General features: G+C 68.2%; 12 protein-coding genes. 8 read left to right on the forward strand and 4 right to left on the reverse strand.

The genetic code is table 11. From position 1 onward, the window contains the following. Positions 1-208: 208 nt before the first annotated feature. Complete coding sequence (locus GH681_RS17050) at positions 209-2,017, reverse strand: acyl-CoA dehydrogenase (protein WP_153162737.1); 1,809 nt, start codon at positions 2,015-2,017, stop codon at positions 209-211. A gap of 124 nt (positions 2,018-2,141) precedes the next feature. On the opposite strand from GH681_RS17050, the gene GH681_RS17055 reads away from it, so the two are divergent. The 7 genes from GH681_RS17055 (at position 2,142) to GH681_RS17085 (ending at position 10,462) form a co-directional block, all read left to right on the forward strand. Beyond that, the gene (locus GH681_RS17055) at positions 2,142-3,281 is read left to right on the forward strand and encodes an ABC transporter substrate-binding protein (protein WP_153162738.1); all 1,140 of its coding nucleotides are present in this window, start codon (positions 2,142-2,144) and stop codon (positions 3,279-3,281) included. 12 nt (positions 3,282-3,293) lie between these two features. Beyond that, positions 3,294-5,156, forward strand: a complete 1,863-nt coding sequence (locus GH681_RS17060; RefSeq protein ID WP_153162739.1) for a feruloyl-CoA synthase — start codon at positions 3,294-3,296, stop codon at positions 5,154-5,156. A gap of 57 nt (positions 5,157-5,213) precedes the next feature. Further along, complete coding sequence (locus GH681_RS17065; protein ID WP_153162740.1) at positions 5,214-5,972, forward strand: crotonase/enoyl-CoA hydratase family protein; 759 nt, start codon at positions 5,214-5,216, stop codon at positions 5,970-5,972. A gap of 4 nt (positions 5,973-5,976) precedes the next feature. After that, positions 5,977-7,227, forward strand: a complete 1,251-nt coding sequence (locus GH681_RS17070) for a thiolase family protein (protein ID WP_153162741.1) — start codon at positions 5,977-5,979, stop codon at positions 7,225-7,227. A 373-nt stretch (positions 7,228-7,600) separates the two neighbouring features. Continuing rightward, positions 7,601-8,368, forward strand: a complete 768-nt coding sequence (locus GH681_RS17075) for a 3-hydroxyacyl-CoA dehydrogenase (RefSeq protein WP_153162742.1) — start codon at positions 7,601-7,603, stop codon at positions 8,366-8,368. Positions 8,369-8,379: 11 nt separating this feature from the next. Further along, positions 8,380-9,942 (forward strand): acyl CoA:acetate/3-ketoacid CoA transferase, encoded by a 1,563-nt coding sequence (locus GH681_RS17080; protein WP_153162743.1) that lies wholly within the window; start codon positions 8,380-8,382, stop codon positions 9,940-9,942. A 97-nt stretch (positions 9,943-10,039) separates the two neighbouring features. Beyond that, positions 10,040-10,462 carry a thioesterase family protein gene (locus GH681_RS17085; RefSeq protein WP_153162744.1) on the forward strand — a complete coding sequence of 141 codons (423 nt, stop codon included), beginning with the start codon at positions 10,040-10,042 and terminating at the stop codon, positions 10,460-10,462. A 5-nt stretch (positions 10,463-10,467) separates the two neighbouring features. Here GH681_RS17085 and GH681_RS17090 read toward each other — a convergent pair whose 3' ends face one another. Together GH681_RS17090 and GH681_RS17095 are read right to left on the reverse strand one after the other, a co-directional pair. Further along, positions 10,468-11,916: a TIGR04222 domain-containing membrane protein gene (locus tag GH681_RS17090; protein ID WP_153162745.1), complete on the reverse strand. Its 1,449-nt coding sequence runs from the start codon at positions 11,914-11,916 to the stop codon at positions 10,468-10,470. A 47-nt stretch (positions 11,917-11,963) separates the two neighbouring features. Continuing rightward, the gene (locus tag GH681_RS17095; RefSeq protein WP_228111953.1) at positions 11,964-14,456 is read right to left on the reverse strand and encodes a tetratricopeptide repeat protein; all 2,493 of its coding nucleotides are present in this window, start codon (positions 14,454-14,456) and stop codon (positions 11,964-11,966) included. A gap of 368 nt (positions 14,457-14,824) precedes the next feature. Here GH681_RS17095 and GH681_RS17100 point away from each other — a divergent pair, with 368 nt between their 5' ends. After that, a complete protein-coding gene (locus GH681_RS17100) occupies positions 14,825-15,805 on the forward strand; it encodes a PA2169 family four-helix-bundle protein (protein ID WP_153162747.1) in 981 nt (326 codons plus the stop codon). Positions 15,806-16,189: 384 nt separating this feature from the next. Here GH681_RS17100 and GH681_RS17105 read toward each other — a convergent pair whose 3' ends face one another. Then, positions 16,190-17,353, reverse strand: coding sequence for a Do family serine endopeptidase (locus GH681_RS17105; RefSeq protein WP_153162748.1), 1,164 nt, complete (start codon positions 17,351-17,353; stop codon positions 16,190-16,192). Positions 17,354-17,370: the final 17 nt, after the last annotated feature.

The raw sequence follows: 17,370 nt of genomic DNA on the forward strand, positions 1-17,370 counted from the left end.
TTGCGGGCGCAGATTGGCAATCGCAGGGCTCGATTGGCAATCTCAGGGCGAAATTGGCAATCACAGCCTGAGATTGGCAATCGCCGCCGACAGAATCGAATGTTCACGCCGCCGATTGCCAATCGCGGCGTGAAATTGCCAATCTGAGACCTGCGATTGGCAATTTCACCCGGCGCATCCCGAATGGCGCCGGGTAATTGAGGCTGGATCAGAACGCCTCGTCCGGCAGCCCCAGCAGCAGGCTGTTGTCCGATTCCACGGTGATCCGCAGGCCGGCGCTCTTGGGGAGGATGTGGCCCATGTAGAACTGGGCGGAGGCGAGCTTCTCCCGGTAGAACGGATCGCTGCTGCCGGTGGCGAGGGCGTCGTGGGCCACCTTGGCGGCCTTCGCCATCAGCCAGCCGCCGATCACCGTGCCGGCCAGCTTGAGGAAGGGCTCGGCCACCACCAGTGCGGCGGCGGGGGCGGCGCCCATGCGGGCGATGAGCACGTCGCTGGCGGCCAGCAGGTCGTCGAGGCCGGCGGCGAGGCGGGTGGCAATGTCGGCGAGGAGGGGGTCGCCCGCGCCAGCGAGGGTGCGCTGGTCGGCGCGCATGTCGGCCAGCAACATGGCGAGCACGGCGCCGCCGTCACGGGCGAGCTTGCGGCCGGCGAGGTCCGCCGCCTGGATCGCGGTGGTGCCTTCGTAGATCGGGGTGATGCGGGCGTCGCGCATGTATTGCGAGATGCCGGTCTCTTCCACAAAACCCATGCCGCCGAAAACCTGGATCGCCAGGGAGGTGAGCTCCACCGCGCTCTCGGTGCTCCAGCCCTTCAGCACGGGGGTGAGCAGCTCGACGCGGCGATGGGCGGCGGCGCGGGCCTCGGCGTCGTCCGACTGATGGGCGATGTCCTGCAACGCCGCCACGCTGTAGGCCAGCGCGCGGATCGCCTCGGTGTGGGCGCGCTGGGTCATCAGCATTCGGCGCACGTCCGGGTGGCGGACGATGGCGACCGGCTTGCCGCCCTTTTGCGTTACGTCCGTGCCCTGCACCCGCTCCTTCGCGTATTCCGACGCCAGCTGCCAGGCGCGCTGGGCAACGCCCAGGCCTTCGGTGCCCACCGAGAGCCGCGCCGAATTCATCATCACGAACATGATCTCCAGCCCGCGGCCCAGCTCGCCGATCAGGTAGCCGGTCGAGCCGCCGTGGTCGCCGTGGACCAGCGTGGTGGTGGGGCTGCCGTGCACGCCCAGCTTGTGCTCGATGGACGTGCAATACACGTCGTTGTGTTCGCCCGGCTTGCCGTCGGCATCGAGGATGAACTTGGGCACGATGAACAGCGACAGGCCCTTGACGCCCGGCGGGGCGTCCGGCGTGCGGGCCAGCACCAGATGCACGATGTTGGCGGCCATGTCGTGGTCGCCATAGGTGATGAAGATCTTCTGGCCGCTGATGCGGTAGCTGCCGTCGGCTTGCGGCACCGCGCGGCAAGCGATGGCGGCGAGATCCGAGCCGGCCTGGGGCTCGGTGATGTTCATGGTGCCCGTCCATTCACCGGAGACGAGCTTCGGCAGCCAGGTGGCTTTCATCGCGTCCGAGCCGGCGATCAGCAGCGCCTCGATGGCGCCGTGGGTGAGCGTGACCACATGCGAGAACGACAGGTTGGCTGACTTCCACATCTCGCTCACCGCCACCGCCAGGAGGCGCGGCAGGCCCTGGCCGTCGAACTCGGGCGGGCAGGGCAGGGCCATCCAGCCGCCTTCGGCGAAGTGCCGGTAGGCATCGGCAAAGCCGGTGGCGGTGCGCACCTCGCCCTTGCCGTCGGCAACCGCCAGCCAGCGGGCGCCTTCCCGGTCGCCCACCGGGTTGAGGGGCGACAGGATGTCGCCGGCAAAGCGGCCGGCTTCTTCCAGCACCGCGTCGATCAGCCCTGCGTCGCAGTCGGCGTAGGCCGGCAGGGCGCAGATCGGGGTGCTGCCGACCAGTTCATGAATGACGAAGCGCATGTCGCGCAGGGGGGCTTGGTAATTGTTCATGTCTCCTCCGAATATCACATACGATCTCTTGCAATCCGTGAGTATTGTAAAGTATATTTTGTTCGCGGTTCAAAATCTCATATCTGATACAAGAAACGGGATCAAATCCCACGGAGGAGACACCATGAAGAAGCACACTGCACTGCCCGCCCTCGTTCTGATCGCTGCTGCCGGCGTTGCCCAGGCCGACATCAACATCGGCGTGTCCGTCTCGGCCACCGGCCCGGCGGCGTCCCTCGGCATCCCCGAGAAGAACACCTTCGCGATCCTGCCGACCACCATCGCCGGCGAGAAGATCAACTACATCGTGCTGGACGACGCCACCGACCCCGGCCAGGCCACCAAGAACGCCCGCAAGCTGGTGACCGAAGACAAGGTGGATGTGCTGGTCGGCTCCTCCAGCACCCCGGCCTGCGCGGCGATCGCCGAAGTGGCCAACGAAACCGCCACGCCGCAGGTGGCCATGTGCCCGGTGGATCTGCCCGCCGCCAAGAACACCTGGGTGTTCCGCGCGCCCCAGCACAACTCGCTGATGGCCAAGGCGCTGGTGGGCCACATGCGCGAGACTGGCGTGAAGACGCTGGGCTTCATCGGCTTCAACGATCCGTACGGCGAAGACTGGCTCAAGCAGATCACCGCCGCCACCGAAGCCGCCGGCATCAAGCTGGTGGCGGTGGAGCGCTACAACCGGGTCGATACCTCGGTGAGCGGGCAGGTGCTCAAGCTCGTCGCCGCCAAGCCCGACGCGGTGATGGTCGCCGGCTCCGGCACGCCGGCCGCGCTGCCCCACACCACGCTGTTCGAGCGCGGCTACAAGGGCCAGATCTACCAGACCCACGCTGCGGCCAACAAAGAGTTCCTGAAGGTCGGCGGCAAGGCCGTCGAAGGCGGCATCCTGCCCATTGGCCCGGTGGCGGTGGCGGCCCAGCTGCCGGATTCGCACCCGTCCAAGAAGCCGGCGCTGGAATACATCAAGCTGTATGAGGCCAAGTACGGCCCGGGCAGCGTGTCGTCCTTTGGCGCTTACGCCTACGACGCCTACAAGCTGATCGAGAAGGCCGTGCCCGCCGCGCTGAAGGCCGGCAAGCCGGGCACGCCCGCTTTCCGCAAGGGCCTGCGCGACGCCATCGAGGCCGAACGCGAGATCGCCGGCGCCCACGGCGTGTTCAACATGAGCGCCAATGACCACTTCGGGCTGGACGAGCGCGCCCGGGTGCTGGTGCGCGTGACCGGCGGCGAGTGGAAGATGCTTTCCGGCAAATAAGGAGCACGAACGATGACAACGATCATTCGTGATCCCGGCAGGCTGTTTGCGCCGGCCACCGTGATGGTGGAGCACCGCGCCGACGGCAGCCGCATCCTGCGCTCGCCGATGACCCTCGGCGCCGTGCCGGCCAAGCTCGGCGAGCACCTGGAGCGCTGGGCCGCCGAGGCGCCCGAGCGCACCTTCATCGCCGAACGCGGCGCCGACGGTGAGTGGGCGCGGGTGAGCTACGCCGAGGCCCTGGCCCGCGTGCGCGCCGTGGCCACCTGGCTGCTGGGCCAGAGGCTGTCGCTGGAGCGCCCGGTGGTGGTGCTCTCCGACAACAGCGTCGAGCACGCGATCTTGATGCTGGCGGCGATGCACATCGGCGTGCCGGTGTCGGCGATCTCCCAGGCCTATTCGCTGGTGTCGAAGGACTTTGCCAAGCTCAAGAGCAACATCGAGCACATCACGCCAGGGGTGATCTTCGTGGAGCACCACGCCCGCTTTGCCCCGGCGCTGGCAGCCATCGCGCCGCTCCATGACGGGGTGGTGGTGGCCGGAACGGCCGGTGGTGCGGGCGAGGGCGCGGTGCCGTTCTCCGCGCTGCTGGAGCGCACCGACGCCGCGGCGGTGGATGCCGCCTACGCCCAGGTGAATGGCCACACGATTGCCAAGTTCTTGTTCACCTCGGGCTCGGTGGGCGCCCCCAAGGCGGTGATCAACACCCAGCACATGATCTGCTCCAACCAGCAGGCCAAGGCGCAGATCTGGCCCTTCCTCGAAGCCCAGCCGCCGGTGATCGTGGATTGGCTGCCCTGGAGCCACACCTTCGGCAGCAACCACAACTTCAACATGGTGCTGCGGAACGGCGGCACGCTTTATCTGGATGCCGGCAAGCCGGTGCCGGGCGTGTTCGAGACCAGCCTGAAGAACCTGCGCGAAGTGTCGCCCACGGTGTATCTCAACGTGCCGCGGGGCTTCGACATGCTGGTGTCGGCGCTGCATGAGGACGCCGGCCTGCGGGAAGCCTTCTTCAAGAACCTGCAGGTGATCTTCTACGCCGCCGCCGCGCTGCCCCAGCACTTGTACGACGAGCTCAACCGCCTGTCCCTGGAGACCCTGGGCTTTCAGGTGCCGCTGGTGTCGGGCTGGGGTTCGACCGAGACCGCGCCCCTGTGCACCGACAGCCACTTCGCGCCGGAGCGTTCCGGGGTGATCGGCATCCCCATCCCCGGCACCGAACTCAAGCTGGTTCCGTCCGCCGACAAGATGGAAGTGCGGGTGCGCGGCCACAACGTGATGCCCGGCTACTGGAAGCTGCCCGAGCTCTCGAAGGCCGCCTTCGACGAGGAAGGCTTCTACAAGATCGGCGACGCGGTGGAGTTCGTCGACCCCACCAAGCCCCAGAAGGGCCTGCTCTTCGACGGGCGGGTAGGCGAGGACTTCAAGCTCGTCACCGGCACCTGGGTGCATGTGGGCGCGCTGCGCATGAAGGGCCTCGACGCCCTCGTGCCGGTGGCCCAGGACATCGTGGTCACCGGCCACGACCGGGACGAGATCGGCTTTTTGATCTTCCCGAACATCCCCGAGCTGCGAAAGCTCTCCGCCAACCTGCCGGCCGATGCGTCGGTGGAAGAACTGCTGCACCAGCCCTCGGAGCGCGCGATGGTCGCCCGCGGCCTCGCGCGGCTCAAGAAGGAGGGCGGCGGTTCGGCGGGCTCGGCGGCGCGGGCGATGCTGCTGGTGGAGCCGCCCTCCATCGACGCCGGGGAGATCACCGACAAGGGCTACATCAACCAGCGCCTCGTGCTGACGCGCCGCGCCGATCTGGTGCTGCGCCTGCACGCCGACGAGCCGGACCACAGCGTGATCCTGCCGGCGGGCGCCGTCTGAGCAACACGCACGAGCAGGGAGAACAGCACCCCCGCGTGCCACAACAAGGAAAAGAGCATGAATTACGAAAACATCCTGGTCACGATCGAAGACAGCATCGCCCACATCCGGCTCAACCGGCCGGCCAAGCGCAACGCGGTGAACAACGGCCTGCTGGAGGATCTCGAAGCCTGCTTCGACAGCCTTGGCGCCGACGCCACGGTGGTGGTGATCTCGGGCGAGGGCGCGCACTTCTCGGCCGGGCTGGATCTGTCGGAACACCAGATCCGCTCGCCCTTTGAGGTGCTGCAGCACTCCCAGTGGTGGCACCGGGTCTTCCAGAAGATCCAGTTTGGCGGCCGGCCGGTGGTGTCGGCGCTGCACGGGGCGGTGGTGGGCGGCGGGCTCGAGCTTGCCACCAGCACCCACGTGCGCGTCGCCGACAAGACCACCTTCTACCAGCTGCCCGAAGGCCAGCGCGGCATCTTCGTGGGCGGCGGCGCCTCGGTGCGCGTCTCCAAGATCATCGGCCCCGACCGCATGACCGAGATGATGCTCACCGGCCGCCGCTACAACGCCGAAGACGGCTACCGGCTCGGCCTGTCGCACTACCTGGTGGAAGAAGGCAAGGCGCTCGACGAGGCGATGAAGCTCGCCCGCCAGATCGCCACCAACGCGCCGCTCTCCAACTGGGCATCGATCACCGCTGTTGCCAACATCGGCGACATGTCCATGGCCAACGGCCTCTACACCGAATCCCTCGCGGCCGCCATCGCCCAGAGCAGCGACGAAGCCAACCGCCGCATGCAGGAATTCCTCAACCGGAAGAAAGGCTGAACCCATGGCTTACGAAGACTTCACCGCCGCCGCACTGGTCACGAAGTACGACGACATTTACCTCGTCGCCGGTGCCCGCACGCCGTTTGCGGATTACAACAGCGTGCTGCGCGACGTGAACCCCATCGACATGGGCATCTTTGCCGCCCGGGCGCTGTTCGAGCGCTCCGGCATCCCGGCCGCCGACGTGCAGTCGGTGGTGGCCGGCAACATGGCCCAGGCGGGTTTTGACGCCTACTACCTGCCGCGCCACATCGGCCTTTACGCCGGCGTGCCGGCCACTGCGCCGGCGATGCTCGCCACGCGCATCTGCGGCACGGGGTTCGAGACCATCGTGCAGGCCGCCAACCAGATCGCCCTGGGCAGCGCCCAGGTGGTGCTGGCGGTGGGCACCGAATCCATGTCGCGCAACCCGGTGGCGGCCTACACCCACCGCGCCGGCTTCCGCATGGGGCAGATCGAGTTCAAGGATTTCCTGTGGGAAGCCTTCACCGACCCGGCCACCCGCCAGGGGATGGGCAACACCGCCGAGAACGTGGCCCAGAAATACGGCATCACCCGCGACGAGGTGGACGCCTACGCCGCCCAGACCTTCGCCCGCGCCAACGCCGCGTGGGACGGCGGCTACTTTGCCGACGAAGTGGCGCCGGTGACCAACGCCGAATTCGCCCTCGATGGCTACCAGAGCCGCTTCCTCAAGCTCGCCGACCGCAAGGCGGTGTTCGAGCGCGACGAGCACGTCAAACCTACCAGCCTCGAAACCCTGCAGAAGCTCAAGCCCGCCTTCAAGGGCGTGCAGACCGGCGGCAACAGCTCGGCCATCGTCGACGGCGCCGCGGCAGTGCTGGTGGCTTCCGGCGATTACGTGCGCGCCCACGGCCTCAAGCCCCTCGCCCGCATCGTCGGCGGCGCGGCGGCAGGCGTACCGCCCGAGATCATGGGCATCGGCCCCGCCCCGGCGATCCGCGCCGTGCTCGCCAAGGCCGGCCTCACCCTCAGCGACGTGGGCCGCGTCGAGATCAACGAAGCCTTCGGCGCCCAGTACCTGGGCTGCGAGCGCGAACTGGGCCTCGACCGTGACCGCGCCAACACCCGCGGCGGCGCCATCGCCATCGGCCACCCGCTGGGCGCCTCCGGAATGCGCCTCACCCACACGGTGTCGCGCCAGCTCCACCTGGACGACCAGCAGTTCGGCATCGCCTCGGCCTGCGTCGGCGGCGGTCAGGGGATGGCGATTCTGGTGGAGCGGGCATAGCCCGCATTGACCCCAGCGCAAGTCGCTTGCGTCGGTTCAGTAAAGGCTCGGTGCTCGCCCAAAGCCCGTCTGAACCGCCGAGCAGCACAGCAACAGGCGGAGAAGTCCGGCGCGGCTGTCTGAGCCGGCGTAGCCGGCGAGTTCCGCGCCGGCCGCCTGTTGCGAGCAGCGCAGGGCAGTCGGCCGCAGGCCGACCGGTGAAGCCGGGTCGCCTTCTTTGCCTACTTTCTTGGCGAAGCAAGAAAGTCGGTCGCCCGCCGGGGCGAACTCCCGGCCAACGATTCGATATTCAACGCACCGGGCGACCACGTTTGCCCCGCGAACAAAATCACAGCGCCGGCCAATAAGCCGGACGAAGGAAGGAGACAAGCACATGCACATCCAGGATTCCGTTTTCATCGTCACCGGCGGCGCCTCAGGCCTCGGCGAAGCCACCGTCCGCAACCTCCACGCCGGCGGCGCGAAGGTCGTGATCGCCGACGTGGGCGTCGTCAAGGGCGAGACCCTCGCCGCCCAGCTTGGCGACCGTGTCGCCTTCATCAAGACCGACATCACCAGCGAAGCCGACGGCAAGGCGGCGGTCGATCTGGCGGTGAGCCGCTTCGGCGCGCTCCATGGCCTCATCAACTGCGCGGGCGTCGGCCCGGCCTGGAAGGTGCTGGGCAAGGACGGCCCGCACCCGCTCGACAACTTCGCCCGCACGGTGAACATCAACCTCGTGGGCGCCTTCAACATGGTGCGCTTGGCGGCGGCAGCGATGGCGGCGGGCGCGCCCAACGCCGAAGGTGAGCGCGGCGTGATCGTCAATACCGCCTCGGTGGCGGCGTTTGAAGGTCAGGTTGGCCAGGCGGCCTACGCGGCATCCAAGGCCGGCGTGGTGGGCATGACCCTGCCCATCGCCCGGGAGCTGGCCCGCTCCGGCATCCGCGTGAATGCCATCGCGCCGGGGCTGTTCCTCACCCCGATGATGGCCGCGCTGCCCCAGGACGTGCAGGATTCGCTCGGCAAGGCGACGCCCTTTCCGCCGCGGCTCGGCCGGCCGGACGAGTTTGCCCAGCTGGTGCGTTCCATCGTCGAGAACGTGATGATCAACGGCGAAGTGATCCGCCTCGACGGCGCCGTGCGCCTGTCGGCCAAATAAAGGGGGCGGCGATGGCACGAATCATTGCGCCCTCCGACGTGGGGCATCTGGTGAAGAACGGCGCCACGGTGTACTGCACCGGCATGGGCCTCGCCGGCTTTGCCGAAGAGGCGGTGCTGGCGATCCGCGAATCCTTCGAGGCCACCGGCCACCCGCGGGATCTCACCCTCTACCACGCCACCGGCGTCGGCAACGGCAAGGACCGCGGCGTGCATCACTTCGCCCGCGAAGGCCTGCTCAAGCGCATCGTCGGCGGGCATTTTGGCGTGGGTGGGCCGGAGCTGATGCGCCTCATCATGGAAAACAAGATCGAGGCCTACAACCTGCCGCAAGGCGTGCTGGTGCAGCTGCCCAAGCAGATCGCCGGTCGGCGGCCGGGCTTTCTGACCAAGGTGGGGCTGGATACCTTCGTCGATCCGCGCATCGAGGGCGGCAAGGTGAATGCCTCCGCCACCGAGGATCTGGTGGAGGTGGTGCATCTGGATGGCGAGGAGTGGCTGTACTACCGCAACCCCAAGGTGGATGTGGCGCTGCTGCGCGGCTCGTTTGCCGACGAGAACGGCAATGTGTCGATGGCTCGCGAAGGCGTGCTGCTGGAGTCGCTGTCCATCGCCCAGGCGGCGCGGGCCAGCGGCGGCATCGTGATCGTGCAGGTGGAGCACATCGTCAAGAACGGCACCCTGCACCCGAAGGACGTGAAGATCCCCGGCATCCTGGTGGATTACATCGTGATCGGCCGGCCGGAATACCACCTCCAGACGATGAACACCTACTTCAACCCGGTGTACGCCGGCGACATCAAGGTGCCCACCCGGGCGATGCAGCCCCTGCCGCTGGACGAGCGCAAGATCATCGCCCGCCGGGCGGCGATGGAGCTCAAGCCCGGCGCGGTGGTGAACCTGGGCATCGGCATGCCCGAGGGCGTGGCGTCGGTGGCGGCGGAAGAGAAAATCGAGCACCTGATGGCGCTCACGCTGGAGACCGGCCCCATCGGCGGCGTGCCGGCGGCGGGCTTTGATTTCGGCCACGCCTCCAACGCCGAGGCGGTGGTGGAGCAGCCGGCCCAGTTCGATTTTTACGACGGCGGCGGCATCGACGTGGCCTTCCTGGGCCTCGCCCAGACCGACGGCCAGGGCAACGTGAACGTGAGCAAGTTCAGCGGGCGCCCGGTGGGCTGCGGCGGTTTCATCAACATCACCCAGAACGCCAAGAAAGTGGTGTTCTGCGGCACCTTCACCGCTGGCGGGCTGGAGATCGGGGTGGAGGGCGGCCGGCTGAAGATCGTGAAGGAAGGCAAGAGCCGCAAGTTCATCGAGCAGGTGGAGCAGATCACCTTCAGCGGCCACTACGCGGCGAGCATCGGCCAGACGGTGCTGTACGTCACCGAGCGGGCGGTGTTCCAGCTCAGCGCCGAGGGCATGGAGCTGCTCGAAGTGGCGCCGGGCATCGACATCCAGCGCGACGTGGTCGCCCACATGGCCTTCCCGCCCATCATGCGCGACGTGCAGCTGATGGACGCCGGCCTGTTCCAGCCCGAATGGGGTCATCTCTCCGAGCGGATCGGCGGCCGATAGGGCGGTCTTTCCCTTCCGATCTTCGCTCGTTCACGGCTGCGTGGCTCAGGCCCCCGCAGCCGTTTTTTTCGTCCATCAATCTTGAAAGGAGCCCGCCATGGGCTATCACCACATCCACCGCTACAGGATCGCCTTCGTCGATTGCGACCCGGCGCAGATCGTGCATTTTTCCAATTACTTCCGGTGGTTCGACACCGCCAGCCGCGAGTTCTTCACCGCCTGCGGCGTGCCCAGCTGGCGCGACACCGAGCGCGACTCCGGCATCATCGGCACGCCGCTGGTGGACGCCCAAGCGAGCTTCCGCAACCCGGCCACCTACGGCGAGGACATCGAGATCGAGAGCTGGGTGGACAGCTGGGGCGGCAGGAGCTTCGTGATGCGCCACGTGGCCCGGCGCGGCGACACGGTGCTCGCCGAAGGGCGCGAGGTGCGGGTGTTTGCGGTGCGGGAGTTGGTCGATCCGCCGCGCATCCGGGCGGTGGGCGTGCCGGCCGACATCCGGGCGATGTGCGGCGACTGAGGGCGTCAGCCGCCGCAGCCACCTCCGCACCCACCACCGTCTCCACCGTCGCCCCCATCCCCTCCCGACGACGAATTGGGCGGCTGGAGGGCGGCCTTCAGGTCGGCCAGCGCGTTGTCGGCCAGCGCACTCAGCCCGAACAGGGCCAGCACGGTCATCAGCATCGGGTCGAGCTGCCCGATCGGCTTGCCTCGTGGCACCCGCAGGCGGGTCTGCCGCAGGGCGTGACGGCCTGCGCCGGTGATCCGGGGCGGCCTGAGCAGGTACAGCGCGAGCCCGCCCGCCACCAGCGTGAGCAGCGCGACGAACAGCACCGGCTTGCCCTGGATCATGCCGTGCCACCACCGCAGCCCGCCCACGGTGGCCACCCCGGCCAGGGTCGCCGCGCCGCCGAGGGCGGCCAGCAGGCCCGGCAGGCGGTTGGGGATCAGCCCTTCGGCCTGGAGTGTCCGGTGCAGGTCGGCGATCGCCGCGTTCAGGTCGGGGCTCAGGCGTCGGGCGTGGATGGTCTTGCCGTAGGCCACGTTGGCGAACAGACCCTGCTCGATCGGATGGGCGTCGGCCGGGGGCGGCTGGACGGCCTCCCAGCGTTGGTTGCCCTCCGGGAAGGCGATGCAGCCCTGCTGGTGCAGCCGGCCGGCGGCCGTCTCCAGCACTCGTCGTCGTCGGCCGGCCAGGTAGGCCAGGGCGTAAAGATCGATCCGGCGGAAGCGCGTGTCGCCCGGCGCGGCGCTGCCGGTGAGAACGCGTCGCAGCCCTACGGCCAGCGCCACGCCGGCCACGATCATCAGCAGATACACGAACAGAAAGGTGCCCGGCCCCGGGCTGCCGGGCAGCGACGAATCCACGAAGCGCGCGCAGCCCGAGAGGCCCACCGCCGCCGCCAGCGCCACGGCCGCGCCCCGGGCCCGGGCCAGCAGCGGGCGCAGGCGGCCGGGCAGGTCGAGGTGGGGCAGCACGCGGTGGGTGCGCAGGTTGACCCGCTGGAAGCGCCCGCCGAAGCGCAGCGCCGGCGCCGGCCACAGATCCTGGGGCGGCACCTCGCCGAAAACCCGCTCGTAGCTCGCCAGGGTGAGCCGGTAAAGCTGGCTGTAACGCGCCGCCTCCTCCGGCCCGCCGTCGCTGGGCTGGTGATGCAGCGGTCGGCCGAGCACCCGCGGGCAGAAGTCGTCCCAGTAATCGCGGCTGTACAGCAGGTGGGTGTGCCACACCTGATCCACCTCGTCCGACGGGGTGATGGTGTGCCCGGCCACCATCGCCAGATACGCGAAGCGCCGGTATTCGTCGATGGCTCGCCGGGTGAAGTCGGCCGTCCAGCCGTTTTCGAGCTGGAGCCGTCGGGAGAGGGAAAGGGCGGCGCCGGGATGATCCGGCGACCACTGCTGAAGCCGCAGCCACAGATCGCGGGCGGCAGGAGAGTCATAAGCCATGTTGTTATTGTTGTTATCGCTCATGCCGGAAATCGTGGCTGGGTGATGTTACGGGCGTGTGACGGGGTGGGTCAGTCGAGCAGGCTGGGAAAGAATTCAGCGATTTCGGTGTAGGTCTTACCAAGAGCCTGCAGAAGGTCGATGTAGTTGTCGGTGACAAGCCGGCTGTTTGGGTGGTCAGCGCCGAGGCTCTTGAGCAAGATCGTCAGGGCGCGGCGCATCAGTGGTTCGGCATCGGCGAGGCGGTGGGTGGCCCTCAGCAGCTGGGCCAGGTTGTTGAGGTCGCGGGCGACCTTGGGATCATCCTTGCCTGAGCTGGTTTCATCGATTTCCAGCGCCCGGCGAATCAGCGGCTCAGCTTCCGTGAGGCGGTTGGTGACGTACAGCAGTCGGGCCAGGCTGTTGAGCCGGATGGCGACCTTTGGGGGATCTATGTGGAAGCTGGCTTCATCGATTTTCAGCGCCCGGCGCAACAGCAGTTCGGCTTCGGTAAAGCGGTTGGCGGCTTGCAGCAGTCCGGCAAGGTTGTTGAGCTGGATGGCGACTTCGGGGTGATCCTTGCCGAAGCGGGCTTCAACGATCAGCAACGCGCGGCACATCAGCGGTTTGGCTTCGGTGAGGCGATTGGTGTCCTGCAGTACTCGGGCCAGACTGTTGAGATCGCGGGCGACGTTGGGGTGATCCTTACCGAAGCGGGCTTCATTGATCTCCAGCGCCCGGCGGATCAGCGGTTCGGCTTCGGCGGAGCGGGCTACTGCCAGTAGCAATAGGCCGACCTGATTCAACAGCCGGGCACTGGGGCCGTCGAGCCTGCTGTCCGCCGCATGGATGGCGGCGGCCTGGGCGTGGGGGGCGAGAGGGTAAATAACGGGCCAGTTGCACACGTCCTCCGGATCGCCGACGAAGGCGTCGTCGATCCAGCCCAGCGCCTCGCCAAGCGCGGGCTTTTCGGTGTCGTCGGCCTGCCCGTGGCGGGTGACGGCCTGGACGAGGCGATGCACAGCGAAGGCCGTGCCGTCGTCGGACCAGCTCGCCAGGGACAGGGCTTCCAGCTCGGCCAGGGCGTCGCGCAGGTGGGCGTCCTCGCCGGGGATGGGCACGTCCAGCAGGCTGGTGGGGATGGGGGCCGGGGCGAGCCAGGCGAGGCGCTGCAGCAGCCGGCGGGCGGCGGGCTGAAGCTGGTCGAAGCTGGTCTGCCAGGTGATGGCGACGCTCCTGGGGTATTGCATCAGGCGCGGGTCGTACCAGCCGAGCACCGTGGCCTGGCGGCTTCGCCACTGGTCGAGGTACTGGGCGAAGCCGAGGCGCAGTTTGGCGATGTAGGCGCCGGCTTGTTCCAGCGCCAGGGCGAGGTAGCCCAGCTCGTGGGCGAGGGTGGCGGCGCGGGCCGGGTCGTCGGGCTGCACGGCGCGGCGGCCGGCGGTGCGCCGGAGCAGGAAATCGGCCGCGGCGGCGGGGGCGAGGACGTCCACCGCCACGGGCTGGATCGCGGCGCTCCAGTTGGGCAGGCGGCTGGTGATCAGCAGGTGGCCGCCGGAAAGGCGCGGGCACAGGGCTTCGACGGCCTGGGCGGCGGCTTCGTCGTCGGCGTTGTCGAGGATCAGCAGCCAGCCGGGGTGGTGGTTGAGCCAGGCGAGGGCGGCGTCTTTCTGGCGGCTTTCGTCGGGCTGATCTTTTTCGGGCAGGTTGAGCAGCACGGGGCCGCACAGGGCGGCCAGGTTGCGGTCGATGGCCTGGGGGCTGTCGGCGCCGATCAGGAATAGGGCGTGGTAGCCGCCGCCCCGGCGCCAGGCGTATTCCAGCGCCAGCCGGGTCTTGCCGACGCCGCCCAGGCCGCTGAGGGCGACGCAGGTGGCGGGGTTTTCCTTGGCCTGAGGCGGAGTGCCGAGCAAGTCGGCGAGCCGGTCGAGCAGCCCGTCGCGCCCGATGAACAGCGGGCCGAGGCTGGCCTGGGGCAGATGCACCCGTCGGGTGATCAGCCCGGCGGCGACGAGGAGATCGAGCAGCCCCGAGCGCCACACTTCGGCGGCCAGGTGATCGGGGTTGCGGAAGCGGATGCCGGGGAAGCGTTCGACGCTGGCCAGCCGGGCGAGGTGGGTCTGCTGGGCGGCGATCTGTTCGGGCGTCGGGGCGTAGTCGGGGTCGCGGGGGGCGTCGGGTTCGGGCTCGGCGATGATGAGGCGCTTGCCGTGGTGGAGGGCCAGCCAGGCTTCCCATTGGGTGTAGGGCAGCGGTGGGCCGTCGGCTTCGAGGAAGGCAGCGACCGGCAGCTTGTCGGCGAAGTTGGGGTGGGCGCTGCGGATCGCCGCGACGGAGGGCGCCTGGGCCATCGCGCCGGTCATGTCGCCCACCAGATGGATCACCACGTCGCACTGGCGGATGTACTGGTCGAGCATGTCCAGCGTTTCGGTGCCGGTGGGGATGAAGTTTTCCTGAACCTTGACCGTGACGTTGGGGCGGTCGAGGTGATGGCGCAGCGCGTCGCGGTAGCTGCAGAACTCCGCGCTGACGGTGGATAGGAAGACCTTCACCTCGCTCCTCGCCTCACCCCTCGCCTCGCTCATGGGCGCCCTCTTTGCGCTATTCATCCGGGGTGAGGATACACCGGCGGCGGGGCCTGCCGGCCGGCGGTTTGCGCCGGAGGCGGCGCACCAAAAGAAAAACCCGAGGGCGGGGGTGCCACTCGGGTTAAATCCACACCAAAGGAGGAGGGTGGAGGAGACGATTCAAATATAGATGAGGAAGTGCTGCGCTGCAACAATATTCGTGTGTCCCCGTGTAACCGTTTTCACAGGGCGGCCGGTTGCGTGGGTGGGTAGTCCTACGGGGATGTCGGCCCCGGCCGACAGGTGCTTGCGCCAGTGGCTGATCGAGATGCTCCTCGGGACGCGGGAAGATGACTCCGTGTTCACTACCCGATAAGGAGACAGCCATGAACCAGAGAATGATCGAAACCCAGCATCTGCCCCATCCGGTTGACGGCAAGGTCACGACGCCGATGGCGCCAAGCGCTGACGACAAATCCACTGCAACCAAGATCGGCCTGGTGGGCGGGGCTGCCTCGGGCGTTGCCACCGGCGTGGCGGTTGGCGCGGCAACGGCGGGCCCGGTGGGTGCGGCGGTTGGCGGGGTGATCGGCGCCGTGGCCGGCGCTGCCGGCGGCAAGGCGCTGGTCGATACGATCGGGCCTGCGGCCGATGACGATGTGTATTGGGCCGACGCCCACGTTCGGGAGCCTTACTATCGCCCGGGCACGCCCTATGAATACTACCGCCCTGCTTTCGAGCATGGCTGGCTGGGGGTGGAGCGCTACCCCGGCACGTATGTGGAGGCTGAATCCCGCCTCGCCGAAGACTGGCTGCGCTCGCCGGGCCGCAACATGGCGTGGGACGACGCACGTCCGGCCGTGCAGGCTGCCTGGGAGCGGGCTGCGTCGCGCCGCACCGCGCGTGCCGTCGAAGGGGAGCCCGTCGACCCCGACGAGCTGATCGATACCCTCAACACCCTGCTGGTGATGAGCCGCGACGGGGAAGAAGGTTTCCGTCATGCGGCGGCGCACGCGAAGATGCCGGCGATTTCGGCGGTGATGCAGCGTCGCGCTGGCGATTGCGCATCGGCAGTCATCGAACTCGACAACGAGATCGAACGGCTCGGCGGACGTCCGGCAGAGCATGGTTCGGTGCAGGGCGCGCTCATGCGTGGCTGGACCAGCCTGAAGACGGTTTTCAGCTCCGAGGACGACAAGATCGTGCTGGACGCGTGCGTCGCGGCGGAGGATGAGGCGCTGCAGACCTTCCGGGATGCGCTCGGCAAGCCGATGCCGGCTTCGGTGCGCGCCCTGGTGGAGCGCCAGCTGGAAGGCGTGCGCCGCAACCTGGCGGAGATGGTGCGCCTGCGCGACGGGCTCGGTTGAGTCGGCAGCGGGCGGGGGCGCTAAGGCCATCAACGACCCTGCCGGATGCTGCCCTTTGAGGCTTGCGGGCCCGTCACCGTTGTCGGTGGCGGGCCCGTGTGTTCACCAGCCAGGTGGCCGGATCTGGCGGAAGGCATCGCAGCGCTCGGCGTGAGCTTGCCCGCCGGTGGTTTGCACGACAGACGGCGCACCAAAAGAAAAACCCGAGGGCGGGGGCGCCACTCGGGTTAAATCCACACCAAAGGAGGAGGGTGGAGGAGACAGCTGCAGAATAGCGCTGCAGATGCTGCGCTGCAACATTCGAGTTGTATCGGGTTGTTATTCCGTCACGGAAGCGCTCGCAGCCGGTTTTCGGCCGGCTGCGTTTTCTTGTGTGGGGCGGCGTCAGTCGCCGCGAGAGAGCGCCGGGCGGCGGCCGACTTCGACCTTGATGTCGAGCTTCTCCTTGCCGCGGCGCAGCTCGAAACCGGCCTGGCGGCCCGGGGGGAGGGCGGCGATGGCTTCGAGCATGGCCTGGGGGTCGTTCACCTTGCGGCCATCGACGGACAGCAGCACGTCGCCGGGGCGCACGCCGGAGCGGTCGGCCGGGCTGCTGCGCATCACGCCGGAGATCAGCGTGCCTTCGGACGAGGGCAGGCCGAAGGAGTCGGCCAGTTCGGGGGTGATCGCCTGGACTTCGACGCCGATCCAGCCGCGGGTGACGGCGCCGGTCTGGATGATCTGCTCCATCACGTTGCGGGCCAGCGACACGGGGATGGCAAAGCCGATGCCCAGCGAGCCACCGGTGCGCGAGTAGATCGCCGAGTTGATGCCGATCAGGTTGCCGGCGGCATCCACCAGCGCGCCGCCGGAGTTGCCGGGGTTGATGGCGGCGTCGGTCTGGATGAAGTCTTCAAAGGTGTTGATGCCCAGGTGGGTGCGCCCCAGGGCCGAGACGATGCCCATCGTCACCGTCTGGCCGACGCCGAAGGGGTTGCCGATGGCGAGCACCACGTCGCCCACGTGGAGCTGTTCCGGGTGGCCGAAGGTGATCGCGTTGAGCTTGCTGTCGGCCTTGACCTGCAGCACCGCGAGATCGGATTCCGGGTCGCGGCCGACGATGCGGGCGGGCAGCTTGCGGCCGTCGTTGAGGGCCACTTCGATCTCGTCGGCGGCCTCGACCACGTGGTTGTTGGTGAGCACATAGCCTTCGGGCGAGACGATGACGCCGGAGCCGAGGCCGGAGGCGCGCTGCTGGGGGCGGTTGTCGAGGCGGTCGCCGAAGAAGTGGCGGAACAGGGGGTCGTCGGCAAAGGGGTGGCGCTGGCTCTTCACGTCCTTGCTGGTGAAGATGTGCACCACCGCCGGCAGGGCCCGCTGGGCGGCGTCGGCGTAGGAGGTGGTGGTGCGCCCAGCGGGCGCTGTGGCCGGCGCGATGGCTTCCTGGATGGTGATGGCGGGCAGGGCAGGGCGGTCGCTGACCCACTCCGGCTTGAGGGTGCTGACGACGAAAAGCAGCGCCACCGAGATGGTGACGGCTTGGGCGAAGATCATCCAAAGGCGATGCATCGTAGAATCGGCCACCG

Origin of the sequence: Zoogloea sp. 1C4 (assembly GCF_009469605.1) — a bacterium.
Classification (GTDB): Bacteria; Pseudomonadota; Gammaproteobacteria; order Burkholderiales; family Rhodocyclaceae; genus Zoogloea; species Zoogloea oryzae.